Source organism: Breznakia pachnodae, from assembly GCF_030814225.1.
Taxonomy (GTDB): domain Bacteria; phylum Bacillota_I; class Bacilli_A; order Erysipelotrichales; family Erysipelotrichaceae; genus Breznakia; species Breznakia pachnodae.
This window is the reverse complement of the sequence record NZ_JAUSUR010000004.1, coordinates 277,101-299,618: the sequence shown is the minus strand read 5'-3', so window position 1 is coordinate 299,618 and position 22,518 is coordinate 277,101. Positions and strand designations below refer to the sequence as shown.

19 protein-coding genes are annotated in these 22,518 nt (G+C 31.1%); 16 read left to right on the top strand and 3 right to left on the bottom strand.

Translation table 11 applies throughout. The features are described from left to right. Nucleotides 1–123 precede the first annotated feature (123 nt). The 6 genes from J2S15_RS12480 to J2S15_RS12455 all read left to right on the top strand — a co-directional run bounded on the left by J2S15_RS12480 (nucleotide 124) and on the right by J2S15_RS12455 (nucleotide 6,337). Nucleotides 124–963 carry an alpha/beta fold hydrolase gene (locus J2S15_RS12480; RefSeq protein ID WP_307408807.1) on the top strand — a complete coding sequence of 280 codons (840 nt, stop codon included), beginning with the start codon at nucleotides 124–126 and terminating at the stop codon, nucleotides 961–963. Continuing rightward, the gene (locus J2S15_RS12475; RefSeq protein ID WP_307408805.1) at nucleotides 957–1,340 is read left to right on the top strand and encodes a PTS sugar transporter subunit IIB; all 384 of its coding nucleotides are present in this window, start codon (nucleotides 957–959) and stop codon (nucleotides 1,338–1,340) included. The genes J2S15_RS12480 and J2S15_RS12475 overlap by 7 nt, the downstream gene beginning before the upstream one ends. Before the next feature lie 54 nt (nucleotides 1,341–1,394). Further along, nucleotides 1,395–1,832 (top strand): helix-turn-helix domain-containing protein, encoded by a 438-nt coding sequence (locus J2S15_RS12470; RefSeq protein ID WP_307408803.1) that lies wholly within the window; start codon nucleotides 1,395–1,397, stop codon nucleotides 1,830–1,832. A gap of 188 nt (nucleotides 1,833–2,020) precedes the next feature. Beyond that, nucleotides 2,021–3,028, top strand: coding sequence for an acyltransferase family protein (locus J2S15_RS12465; protein WP_307408801.1), 1,008 nt, complete (start codon nucleotides 2,021–2,023; stop codon nucleotides 3,026–3,028). A 233-nt stretch (nucleotides 3,029–3,261) separates the two neighbouring features. After that, nucleotides 3,262–3,771, top strand: a complete 510-nt coding sequence (locus J2S15_RS12460) for a hypothetical protein (RefSeq protein WP_307408799.1) — start codon at nucleotides 3,262–3,264, stop codon at nucleotides 3,769–3,771. A gap of 328 nt (nucleotides 3,772–4,099) precedes the next feature. Continuing rightward, nucleotides 4,100–6,337: a SpaA isopeptide-forming pilin-related protein gene (locus tag J2S15_RS12455; RefSeq protein WP_307408797.1), complete on the top strand. Its 2,238-nt coding sequence runs from the start codon at nucleotides 4,100–4,102 to the stop codon at nucleotides 6,335–6,337. 65 nt (nucleotides 6,338–6,402) lie between these two features. Here the strand turns inward: J2S15_RS12455 and J2S15_RS12450 are convergent, their stop codons facing one another. Beyond that, a complete protein-coding gene (locus J2S15_RS12450; protein ID WP_307408795.1) occupies nucleotides 6,403–6,810 on the bottom strand; it encodes a C-GCAxxG-C-C family protein in 408 nt (135 codons plus the stop codon). A gap of 126 nt (nucleotides 6,811–6,936) precedes the next feature. Between J2S15_RS12450 and J2S15_RS12445 the strand changes: the two genes are divergently transcribed. The 8 genes from J2S15_RS12445 (at nucleotide 6,937) to J2S15_RS12410 (ending at nucleotide 17,006) form a co-directional block, all read left to right on the top strand. Beyond that, nucleotides 6,937–7,602, top strand: a complete 666-nt coding sequence (locus J2S15_RS12445; RefSeq protein ID WP_307408793.1) for a response regulator transcription factor — start codon at nucleotides 6,937–6,939, stop codon at nucleotides 7,600–7,602. A gap of 1 nt (nucleotide 7,603) precedes the next feature. Beyond that, nucleotides 7,604–8,596 (top strand): sensor histidine kinase, encoded by a 993-nt coding sequence (locus J2S15_RS12440; protein WP_307408792.1) that lies wholly within the window; start codon nucleotides 7,604–7,606, stop codon nucleotides 8,594–8,596. 81 nt (nucleotides 8,597–8,677) lie between these two features. Beyond that, nucleotides 8,678–9,343, top strand: coding sequence for an ABC transporter ATP-binding protein (locus J2S15_RS12435; RefSeq protein ID WP_307408790.1), 666 nt, complete (start codon nucleotides 8,678–8,680; stop codon nucleotides 9,341–9,343). A gap of 2 nt (nucleotides 9,344–9,345) precedes the next feature. Continuing rightward, nucleotides 9,346–11,886 carry an ABC transporter permease gene (locus J2S15_RS12430; RefSeq protein ID WP_307408788.1) on the top strand — a complete coding sequence of 847 codons (2,541 nt, stop codon included), beginning with the start codon at nucleotides 9,346–9,348 and terminating at the stop codon, nucleotides 11,884–11,886. A 189-nt stretch (nucleotides 11,887–12,075) separates the two neighbouring features. Continuing rightward, nucleotides 12,076–12,909, top strand: coding sequence for a BglG family transcription antiterminator LicT (gene licT, locus J2S15_RS12425; protein WP_307408786.1), 834 nt, complete (start codon nucleotides 12,076–12,078; stop codon nucleotides 12,907–12,909). Nucleotides 12,910–12,982: 73 nt separating this feature from the next. After that, nucleotides 12,983–14,932 carry a glucose PTS transporter subunit IIA gene (locus J2S15_RS12420; RefSeq protein ID WP_307408784.1) on the top strand — a complete coding sequence of 650 codons (1,950 nt, stop codon included), beginning with the start codon at nucleotides 12,983–12,985 and terminating at the stop codon, nucleotides 14,930–14,932. 4 nt (nucleotides 14,933–14,936) lie between these two features. Beyond that, entirely contained in the window at nucleotides 14,937–15,938 is a 1,002-nt protein-coding gene (locus J2S15_RS12415; protein WP_307408782.1) for an ADP-ribosylglycohydrolase family protein, read from the top strand. 180 nt (nucleotides 15,939–16,118) lie between these two features. Then, nucleotides 16,119–17,006 carry a VIT1/CCC1 transporter family protein gene (locus tag J2S15_RS12410; RefSeq protein WP_307408779.1) on the top strand — a complete coding sequence of 296 codons (888 nt, stop codon included), beginning with the start codon at nucleotides 16,119–16,121 and terminating at the stop codon, nucleotides 17,004–17,006. A 48-nt stretch (nucleotides 17,007–17,054) separates the two neighbouring features. Here the strand turns inward: J2S15_RS12410 and J2S15_RS12405 are convergent, their stop codons facing one another. Together J2S15_RS12405 and J2S15_RS12400 are read right to left on the bottom strand one after the other, a co-directional pair. Next, nucleotides 17,055–17,375, bottom strand: coding sequence for a winged helix-turn-helix transcriptional regulator (locus tag J2S15_RS12405; protein WP_307408777.1), 321 nt, complete (start codon nucleotides 17,373–17,375; stop codon nucleotides 17,055–17,057). A 69-nt stretch (nucleotides 17,376–17,444) separates the two neighbouring features. Further along, entirely contained in the window at nucleotides 17,445–17,846 is a 402-nt protein-coding gene (locus J2S15_RS12400) for a pyridoxamine 5'-phosphate oxidase family protein (protein WP_307408776.1), read from the bottom strand. 209 nt (nucleotides 17,847–18,055) lie between these two features. Here J2S15_RS12400 and J2S15_RS12395 point away from each other — a divergent pair, with 209 nt between their 5' ends. Together J2S15_RS12395 and J2S15_RS12390 are read left to right on the top strand one after the other, a co-directional pair. Next, nucleotides 18,056–18,637, top strand: coding sequence for a histidine phosphatase family protein (locus J2S15_RS12395; RefSeq protein WP_307408774.1), 582 nt, complete (start codon nucleotides 18,056–18,058; stop codon nucleotides 18,635–18,637). Between the two features lie 449 nt (nucleotides 18,638–19,086). After that, a complete protein-coding gene (locus tag J2S15_RS12390; protein ID WP_307408772.1) occupies nucleotides 19,087–22,410 on the top strand; it encodes an InlB B-repeat-containing protein in 3,324 nt (1,107 codons plus the stop codon). The last annotated feature ends 108 nt before the right edge of the window (nucleotides 22,411–22,518 follow it).

Genomic DNA, 22,518 nt, shown 5'->3' with positions numbered 1-22,518 from the left:
TCATTAGATATAGCTATTAGTAGTTATGTTTAATGATTTTTATTATGATTAATGAATTGCATAAAGGAGAATATAGTGATATTATATAATTGTCACTAAGTAGTGACAACCGAAGGTGGTAAGATGAACTATAAATTATTAATTAATAATTGTGAATTACAAGTATATGCTCAAGGGGAATTGAACTCAAAGACTGGTGTTCTTTTTCTTCATGGTGGACCTGGTAGTGGTGCAAAGGCAATTATGGAACTACCAGTTTTTCAATCTTTCCATCAAGACTATTGTTGCGTATATTTTGATCAGCGAGGAAGTGGCGAATCGCTTTATGATTTGCAAAAGGGATTAAGCATTCAGTTAATTACAGATGATGTATCACTAGTTGTTAATGATATGAAAAAACGATTCAATCTGGATAAAGTAATATTGTTTGGTTGTTCCTTTGGTGGTTGCTTAGCTTGCCTTTCTATAGAACAAGGTGTATTAGTAGATAAAGTAATTTTAAGCAGTCCTGCAATCTTATTTAACCGCAGACAGGCAATAGAACTCTTTGATGGTATGAAAGGAAACTATACTTCTAAAGTATCATCCAAATTAATAAAGGTATTATCTTCTTTTAAAGGAACTCCTGAATTATTTTTTAAAGATGAATTAATATCAAATTATATCTATTCATCATTCAATTCATCAAATTCTTTACGTCACACTGCAGCAATGTCAGATTGGTTTTTTAAACACTTCTTTACTGATGTAATTAAAGATATAAAAATACCTACTTTGATTCTTCAAGGTGAAGATGACAAGATATGTATTGCAAAAAATATAGTAGATGTAATATACGAAGTTCAAAACCCTAATATTGAATTTCATCTCTACCCGAATTGTGGACACGCAGTATTTGAAGATAAAGAAAAAGAATTTATTACAGAGTCAAAAAGATTTATAAAGGAGGAATTGACATGTTAGTTTATATTTGTTGTTCTGGAGGAGGAACCTCTAGTTTCTTCTGCTTGAAGATTAAACAGGCAGCTGAGGGAGAAAATATCTTAGTAGATGATATTGATTCAATACTAAAAAACTATGAGGAACTTGATAAAAAGTATGATTTATTATTAGCTTATGGTCCTACTACATTCATAAGAGAAGAATATATGATTAAAAATAATCTAGGTGAACGTTTAGCTAGAATTTGGATTGCTCCTCAGATGCGCCATTTAAAAGGTGAGGTAATGAAAGTGGTTGAACCATATGGAATTCCGGTTGATTCTATTGATATGTTAGTTTTTGGTAGAATGAATGGAGAAAAAGCATTAGCAGATATAAAAGAAAAAACACCATTTTAACTATACTTCATATTATAGAACCTTTATAATGATAAAGAGATATGGAGGATTATTGTGATTGATTTAAGTGAAGTGTTAACGTTTAGTGAAGCTGCAGAAAAATGGGGATTCTCTGATGGGAATACAATTAGAAAAGCGGTCGAACGTAACAAATTTAATCCTGATGAAATACGAAAAAGTGGAAATGTATGGTTAACCACTTATCCAGCAATGGTTCGTGTTTTTGGTATTCCCAAAGAAGAGCATCATGTTATTTCATATCATCACATTTCAGAGTTAGTTTCTAAATCCTTGTTTGATCATAAGGATATTGATGATGAAATTCAAAAGATATTGGATGATATATCTGAAATGATAGATAAGGGTGGAAACGTTCATATTATAGAGAGTGAATCAAAGCCGGATAATATTATTATGATTCTAAGAAGAAAAGAGGATCTTAAAACGTTCGCGATAATGGTAAAGCGATATATGGCTTTGATGAAATATTAAAAAATATATAAGGTTTATAATAAAAAGAATGTAGTTATATAGTCTGATTTTAGTTCAGAATCTATTAATTGCATTCTTTTATTATTTATTGAATATAAATAAAATCAATAATTTTCTATCATTATCAATATTAATGTGTTAATATAATAATACAAGCATACAGTTTTCAAAAGAGAGAGGAAACAGTTATGAAAAAACAATATTTTGCGATTGATATAGCGAAGTATGTGAGTTCATTGTTAGTTATTTGTATTCACACATTTCCATTTCAAGAAATTGCTCCAGATTTAAATTTAGTTATTGTTCAAATACTTGCTCGTATTGCAGTACCATTTTATTGTTGCTGTTCAAGTTATTTCTTATTTAAAAAAATACGGTCATCTGATACTAAGCAAGAAGAACTTGGGATTATGAAAAGATATAGTTTTAGAATCTTAAAACTATATCTAATTTGGACAATTCTGTATCTACCAATTATTTATATAAATGCCTTAAATAGTGATAATCTTTTTAATTCTGTTTATTTCATTAAAAATCTATTTTTAAATGGTAGCGTTTATCATCTATGGTTTTTACCCGCATTACTTATGGGAACATGGATTGTATATTTAATATTCAAAAAAGTTAGAATGCCAGTTACAATGCTAATTACTTTTCTTCTATATGTTATTGGAATGTTATCAAATATGTATAGTCCTGTTTTAGAACAAGTTCCATTCCTGCATTCCATTAATTTAGTAATTATTCAAATATTTGATACTACCAGAAATGGAATCTTCTTTGTATCTATTTATATTGTGATTGGTGCAATCTTAGCATATACTCCTAGATTTAGAACAAGCTTTATTAGAGTAGGGTTAGTTATCAGTTCAGTTTTGTTATGTGCAGAGGTATATACTCTTCAGTACCAACATCTACTCACTGATTTGTCTTCAATGTACTTATCTTTGATTCCACTAACATTCTTTCTATTTGCTTTTTTACTTCAAACGAAATCACAGTTGTCAGACACAAGAGTGCTACGGTCAATGTCTACTTTGATTTATTGTGGTCATGTTTGGATAATTGCCGCTCTTACACATGTTGTTCAAGCTAATTTAATTGTATCAATGGGCACAATCCTATTATCAACAATTCTTTCATTTCTTATTGTGAAAGGGAGCTATCGAGTTTCTATTCTTGAAAATCTTTATTAATAAATATAGATAAAAAAAAGGTGTTTTATTTACGTAATGATAGCTAATTCATTGCTCATTAACATATAAATAAGCATGAGTATTATCACTATTTGAAGGTATCAATTCTGAATCAAAAGTTTGAATACAAATAGTAGTCATGGGTTTGTTACTGCTATAGTTTACTGTGATGTTCTACATACTTTTTTGTGTTATTATAGAAGAGATAATAATTAAAGATGAGAGGGGACAGTATGCGAAAATTATTAGGGATTATATTTATGTTTTGTATGTTAGTAGGGTGTGATAAAAGTGGAGAGATAGTTTGTTTTCCAGATGATTCCTATAAGGATGAGGATCTACCTGTGAGGCTAGTGAGAACGTTTGAGTATGATGGAGATAGAATAAATACTTACACACATACAGTTATGTATTATTTTGATGAGAATAGCACAAATATTTATATGAGTATATATAGCAGGGATGAGTATGTTGATGTTTTAAAGCATTATCAGGAAGATCAAAAAGAGGAATGTGAAAAGTTAGAGGGGTGTGAAGCAACTATTGAATATCCTCAAACAGGGGAATTTGTAATTATAATGGAAACTACGATAGATTTAGAGACAATTGATTTAAGGGGCTATTTAGATGTGTTGGCATATTTTGAAGATGACAAGTATTTAGATAAAGGTAATCAAGAAGATGGTTTTAAACTATCAACCTATATTAAGAATCTAGAGTCTGGTGGATATACATGCAATTAAAGGATAACAAGAGTGAAGAATAAATAATAAATACCAAGTTGTTGAGAGCATATACTGAATTATTAAAACTGCATTCTGTAAGGTTTCATAAGAAATGAGGATGAAAACCTATGCATAGTGCAAAGTTAATGATGTAGACAACATCAAATGTATCAGGCTACCATATTGTAAATGTTTAAAACATTGAGGGGAAACTATACTTCTTCTCTTTTTTTAATTCATATTAGTTGGTTATTAAGGTATATAGTGTTTTAATAATGGTGATATTAGTCACTATTATTAAAGTTAGGATACTAGTGATTAGAGTAAACAAGGAAAGGTGAAAATGATGAAAAGTAAAGGGAAGTTAGGAATTGTTTTATTATGCACAATTATGATAAGTGCTTTTGTATTTGTCCAGGGAGTAGCAGCAGATACAATAGGAAATTTTGAATATGAAAATACAGATAGCGGTGAATATCTGAAGAATTCAGTAGTGAATGGAAATACTGTTAATTATGATTATGGAAATACACAAGAAGTAAGTTTTGATGATGAACAATATGTAAATTATGATGATCAGGCATATCTTAAAAAGTATGTTAGTGAGGATTCAAGTGTTCAAGGTTTATTTGATGTTACATTAGATATAAAAGGTAATTCAAAATATGAACCAGTAGATTTAGTGATTGTTATGGACTATTCTTCAACAATGCGAGGTCAAAAACTAGAAAATGCAAAAGAAGCAGTTAACTCGTTTTTAGATACCGTATCTTGGGCAACTCAAAGTGAAAATGGAAATGACCCAGTACTACAGGTAGGAATTGTAAAATACAACAAGAATATTGAAACAATGCCATTAGGATCAAATGTAGATGATCTTGTAAACTTTGTAGGAGTAGAATCAAAGCATTCTGGTACCTTTATTCAAAGAGGGTTGTTTGCAGCAGAGGATGTTATGGAAGGAACCAATTCAAGAGTGGATGCTAGAAAGATTATTATTCATATTGGAGATGGAAGTGCAAATATTGTATATCCTGAATCATCAGGTGCAACAAGTTACACAAATAATGGAGAAATTGTTTCTAATGGAAACTATTCAATGACAAATTATTATAAGGATTATGACAGAAATTCTAATGATATTTATGTAAGGGCAAGTGATAATTTTATTCGTACTAGTTTTGATCCGATACCTGCATCTTTGACGCCTCAAGATAGTACATTATTAGCAGAATATACAGTAGGGAAAGCAATTGATTTAAAAGATAAGGGATATGAAGTATATTCAGTAGCATCGCAGCCAAGTACTCGTGGTAAATTTGTGGCGTTAAATATCGCATCTTCCTCAAGGTTGTATTATGAAATCCCAGAAGATTTATCAGGATTAGATGCTATCTTAGATAAGATTTCATTCAATGTATTTAACACTGTTTTTGAAGGACAAGCAACTGATCCTATGGGAGAGCAAATTCTGCTTCAAAAGACAGATGGTGTATTTACTAGTGCAGACTATGAACTAACAGGATATGAAAAAGTTGATGGAACATGGGTGGAAGATGCTGATTTATTGAATGGTGTAACAGTAGAAGAAGTAAATAATACAATAAGTATGAGTCATATAAATTTAGGTGCAAATCAAAAAATTACACTTACTTATAAAGTTAGAATTAATACTGAAGCAAACAATTTTGAGCCAGATCTATGGTATCGTGCTAATGGACAGACAACATTGCAGGCGAATACATACACAGCATCACAGTTGCTTGATTTCCCAATCCCATCAGTGAAAGCACCAGGTACTGAGCTGTCAGTAAATAAAGTATGGAACGATTTAGATAATAATTATCAGTTACGACCAAATAATATCTTGTTTACAGTAACAAGAGATAATACAACAGATGCAGATGTTTGGACAAAAAGTACACCAATAGAACTTAGTGCTAAAAACAATTGGGCATCGAAGTTTAATCAGGTGATTGGTGAGGATACAAGTGAAACGGTGAATTTACCATTATATAATAATGTAGGAGAGAATTTCATATATTCAATTCATGAGGAATCACTAAGTGATATCTATACGACTGCAGTTAATAATAATGGTAATGACTATACAATTACTAATACCTTAAAAACTATTAATGTAGGTTTCTTTAAAACCGATGAAGATTCAAATCCATTAAAAGGTGTAGAGTTCATACTTACAAATAAAGATATTAATCAGACTACAACAGAAACTTCAAATGAAGATGGAGAAATAGTTTTTAACAACTTGAGTGTAGGAAATTATGTATTAAGAGAAAGTAAAGGTCTTGCTGGTTATCTTACATTTAATGAAAATATTGAATTTGAAATAGTGTCAAATGGTGATGGTGAATTAGAAGTGGTTGGATTATCTGAAGAAGATTATCAAATTATAAATGAAAAAATCCAAGATTCAGACAATACGACTACTGATTTAAACAAAACAAGTGAAACAGAAGCCATAGAAGCCGGAGATAGTACTCAAACAATGTTATTGTTTGGTGCAATGCTAATATCAGCAATTGCAGTTATCTATCTGACTAAGAAGAAAAAAGAAAATTAATGAGAATAAAACACCAATCAGTTACGTAATGCAACTAATTGGTGTTTTTAAATATTACTATTATATTATTTTTGTTCCTCAAATTCATGAATTACTGATTCTAATACCTCAGCACTTAAACCAACGGTATTTCTACACTTTACTTCTGGTGTATAATAAATCGGTTTAATTACACTACATAATTTTGAACTCATTCTTGCTTCAAATGTATCCATTAATTTTTGGGTGATGGCTTTTAATTCCTCTTGATTATCATGAGCTTTTGTCTCGATGTATTTACATGAAATAATACATGCTGATCCTGACAAAGCACCACAGATATCACCACTTTGAAATCCTCCACCAAATGCTGCTACCATTCTCATATCACTATCATGTAACTGTAAGTTATAATACTCATTCCCTGCACGAAGCATCGCTTCCGCACAGTTATATCCTTGTTCATAGTACTTTTCTGCAACTTCTCTTAACATATAGGAAACCTCCTTTATTCAATCAAATTCTATCATAAGCATTCTAATAAATCTATGATTCATGACAAGCATTTTACATAATAAATAGCAGATGGTAAGATAAGTTTATAGTAGTAGGAGACAACAATGACAAAAATAGGAATTGTAGAAGATGATAAAAAATTAAATAATGCAATTAAGTTACTACTTAAGAAATCTAATTATGAAGTAGTTCAGACATATACGACATATGAAGGCATTCAAATGCTGAAAAATGAGCGTATTGATGTTTTGCTATTGGATATAGGATTACCAGATGGCGATGGTTTTGAAGTGTGTAACTATCTTCCATCAGATCGATACTTACCAGTAATCTTCTTAACAGCAAGAGATGATGAAATTGATATGATTAAAGCATATGATGAAGGTTGTGAGGATTATATTGTGAAACCATTTTCGATGCAGGTGTTATTAAAACGAATTGAAGTAGTGCTGCGTCGAAATGAATATAAGAAAAAAATATTAACTTATAATGGACTGGAAATGAATGTAGATCGACGTGAAGTAAAAGTTCATGATAACCTTATTAGTCTAACTACAAAAGAGTTTGATGTTTTGTATCTATTAATGAAAAACATGAACCGAGTACTAACAAAAGAAAACATTCTTGAAGTAATCTGGGATTCAAAAGAACAATATGTTGATGATAGTACGGTTACGGTTACGATCAGTAGACTAAGAAAAAAACTAGATGATGATCCAAAAGCATATATTAAAAATGTGTTTGGTAGTGGATATCGTTTTGGTGAATAATATGAAAGATAAGTTAAAACAGTATTCTTCTATTATTATGATTCTTGTGCTTGTTATCACAGCAAGTGTTTATGGAATTATAGAGAAGAATTATGAATTAATTATTGTTGCTTGTATCTTTGCGGTATGTACTTATCTGATTATTTTAAGAGAACAAAAGAAGATTCAACAGGAACTGATACAAGTATCAGCGATTGTTGATAAGCTTATCAATCAAGAAAGTATAGGGGAGTTTATTGTCAATGAAGATTATATTACTTCAAAGATTCAACACCAACTGCAGAGGTTAAGTGTTTTATATAAACAACAAGAAGAAGGGATACGGAATGATCGAGATGAAATTCGATTATTGATTAATGATATTGCACATCAGATGCGTACGCCCTTAGCAAATATGAAGTTATATTTAGAATTGTTGGAGATGGAAGAAACCACTCCTCAACAACAGGAGTATATTAAAAGTGTTGAAAACTCAATGGAGTCATTATCCTTTTTGACAGAGAGTTTTATTAAGATGTCTAGAATTGAAGGTAAGATTATCCAACTAAAAGTTCTGAAACAATCACTTGCCAATACACTAAAAGATGCTGTTGAAGTAACAATGGATAAAGCAAAATTAAAGAATGTTTCTATAGAAATTGATGAATCAACCGATTATGAAACATTACATGATTTCCAGTGGATGAAAGAAGCCTTGATTAATGTAATAGAGAATGCTATTAAGTACAGTGAAGAAGATGGAGTTGTAAAGATATCAATTATTGAGAATGATATGTTTGCCCAGATTCAGATAGAAGATAATGGAATTGGAATTGATGAAGGTGAAGAACATCTGATTTTCAAACGTTTCTACAGAGGGAACAAAGTAAGTAACCAAGAGGGATTTGGTCTTGGTTTATATATCAGCAGAAGTATTATTCAATCTCATAATGGATTTATGAGAGTAAAACGTAAAGAGCGAGGAACAATCTTTACAATTGTGCTGCCAAAATAAGAAACGTTAAAAGTTTCTTTTTTGTTATTAAATTGTAATATTTGGTTTTTATAATGTAGTTAGATAAAGGAGACAAAACTTATGATGGTACTTATAACAAAAGACCTTAAGAAGGTTTACTTACCTGGTAAAGAAAACGAGGTAAAAGCGCTACAAGGTGTTGATATTGAAATTCAACAAGGGGAATTTATTGCAATTGTTGGGACATCAGGTAGTGGAAAAACTACATTATTAAATATGATTGGTGGATTGGATTATCCAACAGATGGAAATGTTACAATACTGGATACTGACATTGATAAATTGAATGACAGAGAATTAACAGTGTTTCGCAGAAGAAACATTGGATTTGTTTTTCAAAACTATAATTTAATGTCGACATTAAATGTATATGAAAATGTAATCCTTCCATTACAGTTGGATGGGAAAACAGTCGATACGGCATTTGTAGATGGAATTATTGATACATTGAAACTAAATGATAAGGTGTATTCAATGCCACTAAATCTATCAGGAGGGCAACAACAACGTGTAGCAATCGCTAGAGCATTATCGACAAAACCAGCAATCATTCTTGCTGATGAACCAACAGGTAATTTGGATTCAAAAACGAGTATGGAAGTACTTGGATTGATGAAGATGACTGCTCAAAAGTATCAGCAAACGATTATTATTGTAACGCACAGTGAGGAAATCGCTCAGATGTGTGATCGGATTATTCGTATTGAGGATGGAAAGGTACTATAAGTATGAAGATTGCAAATAACAACGCATCTGTCATCAAACGATTAGCAAATAAAAGTTACAAGAACAACCGATCACGAAATTATTTGTTGATTGTATCGATTGCGGCAGTAGTAACATTATTATTTAGTATTATTAGTATTTCCTTTGCACAAGTGGATTCGGAATATCTATTAGCTGCAAGAAGGGGTGGAGATCTAAGCACAGCGTTACTAGATAGACCGACACCAGAACAATATGAAAAAATAAAGAAGCTAGATTATATAGATATTGTAGGCAAGGAATCATATGTAAATGTAGGGGTAAAGGGTGATTATGAAATATTTCTTGGTGTAGTAACAGATGGTGTTGCTTACGAAAAACTTTATGTTCCTGCATTTACAGATGTTCAAGGAACATATCCTGAAAATGAATATGAAGTAATGTTACCTATGCGTGCATTAGATGAATTAGGAGTAAAACCAGAGATTGGGACTGTTGTTTCCTTAGATGTAGTGAAGGATGAAGGGATTCAAACTACAGAAGAGTTTATTCTTAGTGGATATTTTACTGAATATGTTGATCCACATACATCTCCGGCGGTTGCCTTTTTCTCAGAAGCATATTTGGAAACAGCAAATAAATCGTTGGAAAATCCGGATTATTTACTAATGAAACAAAATGATAGTCTGCTGTTTGAAGAAACAGAAGAAAAACTATATAACGATATTGAGACAATTGATGATACACAGCAATTTGCAGCTGGTGATTCTATTGAATATAAAACAATTGAAAATATTTATGGTGATTATGATGTAATGATTCTACTATGTGTAATTATTGCTGTTAGTGTATTTCTGTTAATCAATAATATTATGCAGATATCATTAGAAAAGGATGTTCGTGAATTGGGATTGCTTCGTACAATTGGTACGACTAAGAAACAAGTTTTCTTAATTCAACAAAGACAGATTATTTATATAACCGTATTTGGTTTACTTATTGGAAGCATATTAGCGTTCCTTGCGATACAACTTATTTTACCAATGTTCCTAAGGGGATTGTCAAGTGGATCTAATGTTTCTGTAGTAGATGTTTTAACATTTAGAGTATGGCTGTTATTTGTGGTTCTAGGTGTTGCAGCATTAATAGCAGTTGTCAGTATGTTGTTGCCATTGACAAAGATTAATTCTATTTCACCAAAAGAAGCATTATACTTCTCTCAAGGGAAAATTAAAGTTAGTAAAAAGGAAATTCATGCGAAAAAGAGTGTTTCAATTCCAAAGATGGCATGGCGTAATATTACCAAAAATCGAGGAAGATTTATAAAAACTGTCTTCTCGTTGTTTGCAGCAAGTATCCTATGTATTTCTTCGGTTATGGCTATTCAGATTTTGGATTATTCTAACATGTATAAAGATTCTCCTGATTTTGAACTTAGTGAAGATGATTATTTTAATGCATATTCTACAGGCCCAGAAGATGTATTTCTAAACAGCGAGTTTGTAGAAGAGGTAAGAAATATTGATGGTATTACGGATGTAGATGCTGCATATGAAGCATATGCAAATATAGATCTTCGTGAAGAGGTGTGGGATCCACTTATGAAAGCAGGAGAAATTTCTTTAGAGGAAGAACCTGTGAGAGAAAGTGGATTAAGAATTGTTAATGATGATGAAATTGAAATGTTTAAAAAATTTGTTGATGATAATAACTTAGATGTTGATATGGATAGTTTTATAAATGGAGAAAGTGTATTGAATTTACAACATCATGTTTTCTCTGAGAAAATGTTAGAGGAAGCTGCAGCGACAAAAGGTGGTACTTTAACTCTATATAACAAACAAGGAGAAGAAGCTGGGAAATATATATTTGATGGATATTTAGATATAAATACCAGAGGTTTTCCAAAGTTTAAAAACATGTCAACAAATACATCTTATGCCCCATATATTTTAATTAGTGAAAAAGGGTTTGAGCGCTCAGGTCTGTACAAAACAATTAACAGGTATTCTATTAATGTAGAAAAAAATAAAGTGTTGGAAGTACATGAAACATTAAATAAACTTCTGAATGTTAGAGCATCTGAGTTTATTCCAGAACAATTACCACAAGTTGGATTATTTGTGAAGTATATAGCAGAACAAGAAGCGGTAGAGTATATTACATCAGTAAGAATATTACTATTCTCATTAAGCTTTATTCTAATTGGATTAGCAGTGCTGAATTACTTCAATGTTATGTATACCTCACTATCAAGTAGAAGAAAAGAATTAGTAGTGCTTGAAAGTATAGGGATGACTAGAGGACAATTGCGTACCCTTCTAGTATCAGAGGGACTTCAGTATGGTATAGTTGTTACTGTGTTGCTTGGAAGTATAGGATCAGGTATTCTGTATCTGGTTAGTAATTTCATCCAGGCAGGACGAGCTAAAATTGTATTTACTTATCCAACAGTAGCAGTAGGAGTGTTGATTGTAGTGGTGTTTATAATTTCAATTTTATTACCACTTCTAATTTATAGAAAAGTAGAAAAACAAAGTATTGTGGAAAGATTAAGTGAATAATAGGTTATAAAAAAGGTAAAATAGATAGGTAAAATAGGCATTTTATAAAAGGGCTTTCAAAACAATTCTTTGTATGCTATAATGTGCACGTAAGGATAGTTATTAAGAGGATAGTTATTGAGCTTAAGCTAAACCTAATAGGAACATTTTATGTTTCTGTTGGGTTTTTTTTGTTAGAAAGGAGGAACTATGAAAATATTTAAAATACTGAACAACAATGTTGTTACAGTAATTGAGAATAAACAAGAAAAAGTCATTATGGGACGAGGGATAGCATTTCGAGCAGATGTTGGTGATGTGATAGATGAAACAAAAATTCAAAAAATATTTCTATTGAGTAACTATAGTGATGCAGATCGCATTATATCGTTATTACAAACAATACCTTTAGAGTATTTACAGTTAGCAGATGCAATCTTAAAAGAAGCCAAAGCCAGTTTAGATATAGATGCGGATATTATCTTTATTTCATTGAGTGATCATATCAAAGGTATTGTTGATCGAGCACGTAAAGGAATTCAATTACGAAACCCTTTATTACCCGATATTCGAAGATTTTATATCAAAGAGTTTGAATTCGGACTTGAAGCAGTAAATATGATTAATCAAACATTTGATGTTCAACTAACAGAGGATGAAGCTGCATTTATAGCTTTACATTTATTAACGAATACCGAAGATAAAGAAACAAGTGAAGATATAGCGTATCAAATGACTGAAATTATACATGAGATAATTCAAGTAGTTAGTGATTTTTATCAGCAACAGTATAATGAAAATTCTGTTAACTATTATCGATTTATAATGCATTTGCGTTTATTTGCTCAACGTCTGCTGGCTCATCAAACATATAGTAGTGCAGATGAGGACGAGTTACTTGTAGCATTGAAAAGAAAATATCAAAAAGCATATCAATGTGCTGAAAAGGTTCGGGAATTCATAAAGAAAAAATATGCATATGATATCACAGATGAAGAATTACTATACCTCACAATTCATATCAATAGACTAAATCAAAATTAATAACAATCTTTATGCTGGATGGTTACATTAAGTTGGCTAAACCTTCAAAACTAAAATTTTTGGAGGAAAAAATATGAGAAAATATGAAACTTTAGTAAAAACAATAATTAATAATGTTGGAGGTCAAAAGAATATAATAAAAGCCTCTCATTGTTTAACAAGAATTCGCTTAAATTTAAAAGATTATAGTCTGATCAATGAAGATAATATTCTTGCAAACGAGAAAGTATTAACAGCACAAAAATCAGGAGATGAGTATCAGGTTGTTGTTGGTACAATCGTTGCAGATGTATATGATGAATTTAGCCGTCAATTAAAATTAGACAATTATTCAGAAACCGATGATGTTGAGGTAAAGAAAAAAGGGAATTTGCTCTCAAGAGCAATTACTACATTAACAAAATGTATGTCACCATTCTTAAGTGTAATGGCAGCGACAGGACTCTTAAGAGGACTGTTGGTGTTAGTTAGTTCCATAGGACTTTTGTCTTCTGATTCACTTGAATATCAATTGATTTTAACTGTCGCAAATGTTGTTTTAATGTTTTTGCCCGCTTTTGTAGGTTATACAGCAGCGAAATACTTTAATATGAAATATGCTTATGTAGGTCTTGTTTTAGGTCTTGCATTAGTATATCCGACTTTGGAAAGTATGATAAACCCAGTAGATACATCACCACTATATACTATGTTTTCTGGCACGTGGTTTGAAACAGATGTATATTCCACTTTCTTTGGTATTCCTATTCTGTTACAAAGTGGAGGATATGCTTATGCAATTATACCTGCAATCGTTTCAGTGTATTTTGCTTCAAAGGTTGAAAAAATAACAAGCAAATACTGTTCTGATTTGGTAGCATTTTCTGTAGTGCCAATGGTTACAATGATAGTTGCATTTCCAATGACGCTTTTATTTTTAGGACCAATTAGTAACTTTGCAGGTCTATTAATGCAGAATATTGTTATGGCGGCATATAATATCAATCCAATTGTCTCTGCAATTGTAATTAATATAACTTACCAGCCGATGGTTGTATTAGGAATTCACTGGGCACTATCTCCAATTACATATAATAGTTTCGCAATGCTTGGCTATGACCCAATTATGGCGTGTATGTGGCCCTCTGCATTCTCGATAGCAGGAGTATGTTTTGCAATTTGGTTTAGAGCAAAAGATAAAAAAATGAAAGCAATGGCTGCGCCAGCTGCAATTTCAGCATTATGTCATATCATGGAACCTGGTTTATATGGGGTTACAGTTCCGAATAAGAAATATTTCTTATATTGTATTATTGGTGCTACGCTAGGAGGAGTATGGCTGGCTGCTACAAATACTTATAATTATGCACTTACTGGCACTATATTAGGTGTTGTGGGATTCATAAATCCAGAAACTGCATCTTTGGCAGGTATGTGGAATATGATTATTGCATGTTGTATTGTAATTGGAGTTCCTTTTATTCTGACACTTTTCACATTCAAAAATGAACGTGTTAAGTCAAAGGAAAAGGAGATAGTAGAAAGTGGTTTTGAAAAAGAAATTATTTCATCTCCAATCGCAGGAGAAACAGTATTGTTGAGAAATGCAAATGATATTTCTTTCAAAGAAGAAAAACTTGGTCATGGTATTGCAATAAACCCAACAAGTGGCGATGTTTTTGCACCATTTGATGGAACGATGAGTATGATATTTCCTACGAAACACTCTTTTGGAATGCTAAGTGATTCAGGCGTAGAGTTATTATTACATATTGGTATTGACATTGTGAATTTGAAAGGTGATCATTTTACTGTATTAAAAGAACAAGGAGATCGAATTGAAAAGGGAGAGTTAATTGCTAAATTTGATTTAGATAAACTAAAAGTATTGGGATATAATATGCAAACTTATATCATTGTATCGAATACACAGGCATATTTAGATGTTTTAGAAGCAATTGATGAGAATCAACTAGTAAATGTTAATGAACCATTGATTGTTACTTTGTCCAACAAGGCTTCCTCAAGTGCATCAATAGGATAATGTTATGTCTGATATATCAGTAAATAGAATTTATGCATCCCTTGTAGGTGGTGCATATGGTGATGCATATGGAATGCCAACAGAAGGGATGTCACTAGAAGCCATTTATGAATGTTTTGAAGAAGGAATTACAGAATTCATTCCGTCAATAAATCGAATGATTTCAAGTAGGACATTCAATGTAGGTGAAATAACTGATGATACATTACACACACTTCTTTTAATAGATGCTCTATATGAAAATAGTAATCAATTTACAAGTGATGTATATATAAAATATTTATCAGATTGGTATAACCATAGCTCCATTGCTAATCTGGTTATTGGTCCTTCAACTTTGAAAGCAATTGAAGCATATCATCATGGCGAAAAAAATACGGATGCTCGATATGCAGTTTCCAATGGAGCAATGATGAAGATATCACCTATTGGATTTATTGCAGGCACTAAATCAGATATTCTACATTTAGTAAAAACAATAAATGAACCTACTCATGCTTCGAATATCTGTATTACGAGTGCCAGTGTGGTTGCGTATTTAGTTAGTTGCTATTGTCGAAAAGAGAAAGATTTGAATGATTTAGAGTGCCTTAGTTATGAAATGATTGATTATTGTAAAGGTGTTGGATTCGATATGCCTTCGGCATCTTTAAAATCAAGAATAGAAATAGCGATAAATATTGCTGAAGAAAAAATAGAGGAATCTGAATTTTTATTAAAATTATCAAATATTATTGGAACAAGTATATATTGTACTGAAACATTACCTTGTGCTCTAGCTATTATTAAATATGCAAATGGAGAAGTTAGAAAAGTTGCATCTTTATGTGCATCTATTGGTGGCGATACAGACACAATTGGTGCAATTGCTTGCAGCATTTGTGGCTCATTAGGATATTTACCTGAAACAAGAGAGATTGAATTACTTGAAGCAGTGAATCATATAGGTATAAATAGTTATGTAAGTAAGGTTATGCAAATTAAGGGAAGCTTGAATATAAAATAATATTTGATTTATAAAGAGACAAAAAGTCATATATTTCATAAAAGAGGTATATGACTTTTTTATACTTCATAGTAGTGAAGTTATAAAGTGTTGACAAAATACTGTAGAGTGTTACCATATATAATATAAATTGTATAAAATTTAATTGTGCAAAATAAATGGAAATTAGGAGGAAATAAAATGAGGAAAGAAGATATAAGTTCTGATTTATTGATGACAATAAGAAAAGCTCAAAAGGATGAAGTTACAGGGTCAATTATTTATGGCTTTATGTCAAAACATGAAAAAGATGAAAAGAATAAACAGATATTAAAACAGATGTCTGAGGATGAACAAAAGCATGCAGAGGTATGGAAATCAATTACTGAGGAAACAATTAAACCAAGTTCTCTGGAGATACTTATGCTTAAGTTTTTCACACTAGTATTAGGATTTACATTTGTTGTAAAGAAAATGCAGAAAGGTGAACAAGTGAGTGAGGAAATGTATGTAGAGATGCAACAGGAATTACCTCAGACTGCAGATATCTTAAAGGATGAAAGACGTCATGAAAAAGAGTTATATGCAATGTTGGACGAAGAACGTCTTCATTATCTGGGAGCAATTGTATTAGGTCTCAATGATGCTTTAGTCGAATTGACTGGTGCCATTGCTGGAGTGACCTTCGCATTAGCAAACAATCAGATTATAGCGCTTACGGGTATCGTTACTGGAATATCCGCGACTTTATCAATGGCTGCATCAAATTATCTGGCACAACGTGCAGAAGGAAATAAAGATGCAATTAAATCAAGTGCCTACACAGGAATTGCATATTTGATTACAGTTGTGTTATTGGTTCTTCCTTATTTATTGTTACCATCAACACAATATGTATTGGCTTTTACTTTTATGATTCTAACTGTTGTAATTATTATCTTTTTCTTTAATTATTATATTTCAGTTGCAAAAGATGAACCATTCTTTAGACGCTTCTTAGAAATGGTTGTTATTTCATTATCGGTAGCTTTAATCTCATTCCTAATTGGAACTGTCGCAAAGAATGTATTTGGTATTGATGTAGCATAAGAAAAGAAGTAGATATATGCACTTGAATTTGTACATATCTACTTCTTTTTATTTGCTTGTTTCTTTATAATTATTGCCCCAACTATGCATTGCATCTAATATTGGTTTTAAACTATAACCAGTATCAGTTAGAGTGTACTCTACTCTTGGAGGAACTTCTGCATATATTTGTCGTTGCAATAAACCGTGTTCTTCCATCTTACGTAGGTTTGTTGTCAGAACTTTTTGAGAGATTTTTCCAATAGATCTTTGAAGCTCGTTAAAACGCTTTGTTCCATCCATCAAATCTCTAAGAATCAATACTTTCCATTTATCGCCAATCAGCAGTAATGTAGTTTCTACAGGACATGCAGGTAATGTTTCACTCATAAGGACCTCCATTATGTATGTTTAATTATAATATTGAATAAGAATATATTTAAATATTTGGTTTCCTAATTAAAGTGTATATGTAATGGGGCCATCTGTAAAACTGAATGTTTCAATTTCTTCTGCATCAATGTAGAAGATTTCAAAGACTGGATTTTTTGGTGTTTCATAAATTGCCTTAATTCCAGGGTTTTCATCTAAAGCACGTGTCTTTAAAGCTAAATCATCTACAAAAGTAACACTACCATTTACAGATATTACTTTAGAAAAATTATTTGGATAGGTACAGAAAGAAGCATAAGCTTCGTTCTTCAATTGTTCATAAACTGGTTTTTGGTTACTTGTACAAAAATATACTTTATTGTTATCTGCGAATAAATATTGAAATACACGAGTCTTTACCTTTACTCCATCTTGTGTTGCTAATACTCCATTTGGATTCTCACTTAAAAAACTTACAAAATCAATCATGTTACTTAACCTCCTATGATTTTAAATTACAAGAATACTGCAGTTATTCTGTACCTCTATCATAAGGTCATTAGTATCTTTCGTAAAGTAGGTACTTAAAAGTGGTATAGTTACCAAGAGGATACTAATGCAATTAGAGTGCATAGTCGATTCATCCAGTTTGTAGTATAATAAGTAAATAAATACTACAAATAAAGAGAGGACTTGTTATGAAGAAAACATTATATTTGATGAGACATGGACAAACTGTATTTAATGTGAGAAAGAAGATACAGGGATGGTGTGATTCACCACTTACAGAAGTTGGTAAGAAACAGGCAGAAATTGTAAATAAATATTTTAAGAAAGAAGGAATAACCTTTGATCATGCATATTCTTCTACAGCTGAGAGAGCAAGTGATACGTTAGAATTAGTTGTAGATATGCCTTATGGCAGGCTAAAGGGATTAAAAGAATGGGGATTTGGCGTGTTTGAAGGTGAAATGGATGATCTGATGCCTCCTCGTCCATACGGTGACCACTTTATCGCCTACGGTGGAGAAGGTGAAAGCGAAGTTAGAGAACGTGTAGCAGATACCTTAATGGAGATTATGAAAAGAGATAATCATGATACTGTATTAGCTGTTTCTCATGGTGCTACCTGCAGGCAGTTTATGAGAAAGTGGCAGCATACCAGTGATGTTGATCAAAAGCATAAAATAGAGAATTGCTGTATCTTAAAATTTGAATTTGAAGATGATATATTTCGATTGTTAGAAGTTATTAATCATGATTTTAGTAATCTAATATAGGAAATATTTATAATTATTTAACTGAAGAATTACCTGCTAAAATAGCAGGTTTTTTCATGTATAAAGAAAAATTAATAAAAAATGAACCATGAAGTGCTTTTTTGCGACTAATGATTAGGAGGGAGTAAGTTCTATATGAAAGGAGGTTATGGCATAAAGAAGAGATTGAGGACATTTTTTACATAACTCATAACAAAATGAAGTATATATATGTAGAAAGAATATAATAAAAATAGATAGAATGTTCTTTTGCATGAAGGGCGAAAGAATACAAATAGAAAGAATATTCGAAGTTATGAAATTATTATAGATGTTGTGTCTATAGAAATAATCATTACTAGCAGGGCAGCGACGTGTATGATTATAAGGAAATAGACATAAGCTAAGATTGAGAGTTGAAAATATCTATATTCTAAATTTCATAATTTGAATAACAGAGAGGGCATTAAATGAAAAAAGTATACAAAAAAGTTTTATTAGTTTTTGTGTCTCTTTTAGTTGCAGTTCAGTTTTCTAGTTCATGGATACTGGCTGAAGGAGATATAATTAACACAAATGACTATGAAGAAGAGGTGGATGAAACAATTGCTGAGGATCCATCAGAAGAAACTAAACTAGATGAACAAGCACCAACTGATGTAACAGATGAAGCTGATAAGAAAGATGAAACTGAATCAACAGAAGGTGATAAGGCAACAGAAAATGTTGTAGAAGATAATGAGAATGTGGAAGAGAATAGTAAGGTTGAAAAGAAAACTACAGTACAGGGAAAAAGTGCTTTAAACAGAACTGTGGAATCTGAAACTTTAGGAACATTTTCAGAGCTTTTTGCAGATGAAAATTTAGCAAAATATGTTGCTGATTATTCAGGGAAAAGTGTAGATAGTCAAGCGACTCAAGCAGACTTGGATTTAGTTGACTATATTTACTCTTATGGTGATGATACAGAAATTAGTGATTTATCAGGAATACATCTTCTAAAAAATCTAACAACTATAGAATTGTCGAACACAAAAATCGCAAATTTTGATGCGATTCATGATTTGCCAAATTTAAGTAGTATTAGAATATATGAAGCAAGAAACTTGAAAACAATTAATGGAATGAAGAATCTTCCAAATATCAATAATATTAGTATTAATAACTCTTCAATTAAAGAAATTGGAAATTTCGATAATAGTGTTCAAATAGATTATTTATCTGTTACAAATAGTGATTTGTATAAGGTGAATGATTTGTCAAATCAAACAGAGTTAAATGACTTGAATGTTTGCGATAACAAATTAACAACATTAGATAACATGGGTAAATTGACCAACTTAAGCTATTTGGATATTTCTAATAATAGTATTACAAGTCTAAATTCTTTAGATGCGCCAATGCTTAATTCATTGACTGCAAACGACAATAAACTAACGTCAGTAAATGGCTTATCAAATAGTACAGATTTGAGTAGTCTAGAACTACAAAATAATTCAATTCGAAGTGTAGCATCACTTATTGATTGTACTAATGTATCTTATTTGAATATAGAAAATAATAGTTTACAAAGTGTTGAAGGGTTACAAAACATGGATAAACTTTCATATGGGTTAAACTTATCAAATAATGAAATTACAAATTTAAGTGCATTTACAACAAACTCTCTAAAAATTAATTCACTATATTTAGATAATAACAAATTAACTAGTTTAGACGGAGTGGAAAGTATTACAGCGTTGCAAAGTTTGAGTGCAGAAAACAATAATTTGGAGAATATTAATGCAATTAATGAATTATCTAATTTAAGTTATTTAAATGTTAACAATAATAATATTAGCTCAGTAACTTTATCAAATGAAATGAATAATTTAGCAGAACTACATATTGCAAATAACAAACTAAAGAATATTGATTTCTTAAGTAAATGTTCTCATATGATGATGTATGGATACACTCTTGATTTATCAAATAATATGATTTCATCACTAAGTGTATTTGAAGAATTTACAACAGTCTCAATAAGCAGTATAAATTTATCAGATAATCAAATTACATCACTTGAATCTTTAAAAGATTTGGAACAGTCATCAATTAATAATTTAATTATTTCAAATAATAAACTTACGTCATTGTATGGAATAAATAATGATACAAGTATTCCTTACTTAGATGCTTCTTACAATCCTTTAGAAGGTGAAGATGCATTAGAAGCACTTAACAACATAGCAGGTAGTATTTATACATTGAATTTATCTCATGCTCAAATAACAAATGAAATGTTTGATAAAGTAAAGTGGGAAGACATGACTTATTTCTATGGATCACTTGATTTATCTTATAATGAACTTGAACATGCAGATGTTTTATATACTAAATTGATAAGTGTGTTCCCGTATTCATATATTAATCTAGCTGGTAATAAGTATGATAGTTTTGATTTTATTATTGGAAATAGTTTCGAATACTTAGATTTATCAGGTACAGGATTTAAAGATTTTGAAATATTGAATAAAGCAACTTCTATTGGTGGGTTAGGACTCTCATCAAATGATTATACAGATGAAGACCTTGAAGAGTTTTCAAAATTGAATATTGATACAATTGTTAACCTTAGTACACTTGATTTATCAAGTAATAAAATAACAAAATTAGATTTCTTAAAATATTTTGCGAAAGAAGAAGATTACAAGCGTAATTCGAATTTAGAAGTTATTTTAGATCATAATGATTTCTCATCATTAGATGTTTCAGTATTGGATTTATTCAATAATGATGAATATTATGGAGCAAAGTTACGATTGAGTATGGTAGATTCAAATATTTCGGATTTATCAGGTTTTGAAGGAAAGAAGTATGACTTTGATTTGCGTTTACAATTGGATGAAAATCATATTTCAGATATTAGTCCATTATTTACATATTTTGAATTTCTAGTGGACAAAGAACCAGAAGACAATAATCGCGAATTTGAACTTAGTATTCAAAATCAAACAGTTACAGCTGATAATGAAGTATCTGATAAGGATACCTTATTTACAATAGAAAATATAGTGAAACAGTTAAATAGTGGAATTGTGGAACCGTCATTTATTTCGAATGAAGGAAGTTACAATGATCCTAATGTAACATGGAATCTTGCAGACGTATCAGTAGAAGATGGATATGCAAAGACTTACTATGATTTTACAACTGAAATAGGAACATATGAAAATACTCCAGCAACACGAAGTATTAGTTTATTTACTACTCCAGCACCAGCAGGAGAACCAATGTACTTCTCGGGACGTGTAACAATTAACACGAAGATAAATAGTAGCGCTGAAGAAGATACTTATAAAATTACTTATGATGGAAATAAACATACTTCAGGAGATGCTCCAGTAGATACTACTGAATATGATGCAAATGCATCAGTAAGTGTATTAGGGCAAAATACACTTAAGAAAACAGGATATACATTCTTAGGTTGGTCAGAAGATGCAAATGCAACTGCTGCTGACTACAAAGAAAATGACACGCTTACAATAACTAGCGATGTTACATTATATGCTGTTTGGAAATTGGATGAAGACCCAACAAATCCAGTAGACCCAGTGGACCCAGTTGAACCTACAGATCCTACTGATCCAGTAAAACCAACTGATCCAACAACTCCGGAAAAACCTACAGAACCAAGTGAAAGTGTTGCTTCAGGAGATACTACAAACTTATACTTATGGTTAAGTTTGGCAACAATTGCTGGACTCGCTTCACTACTTGTATTAAAGAAGAAACGTGAAGAAAGTAAATAATCAATAAGACAATAGCCTTGTCTTTGATAAATACCTTGTTATGAATTCATAGCAGGGTATTTTTTTGACTTTTTGTGACTTAAATTATCAAGAAGCAATAATTCAAAT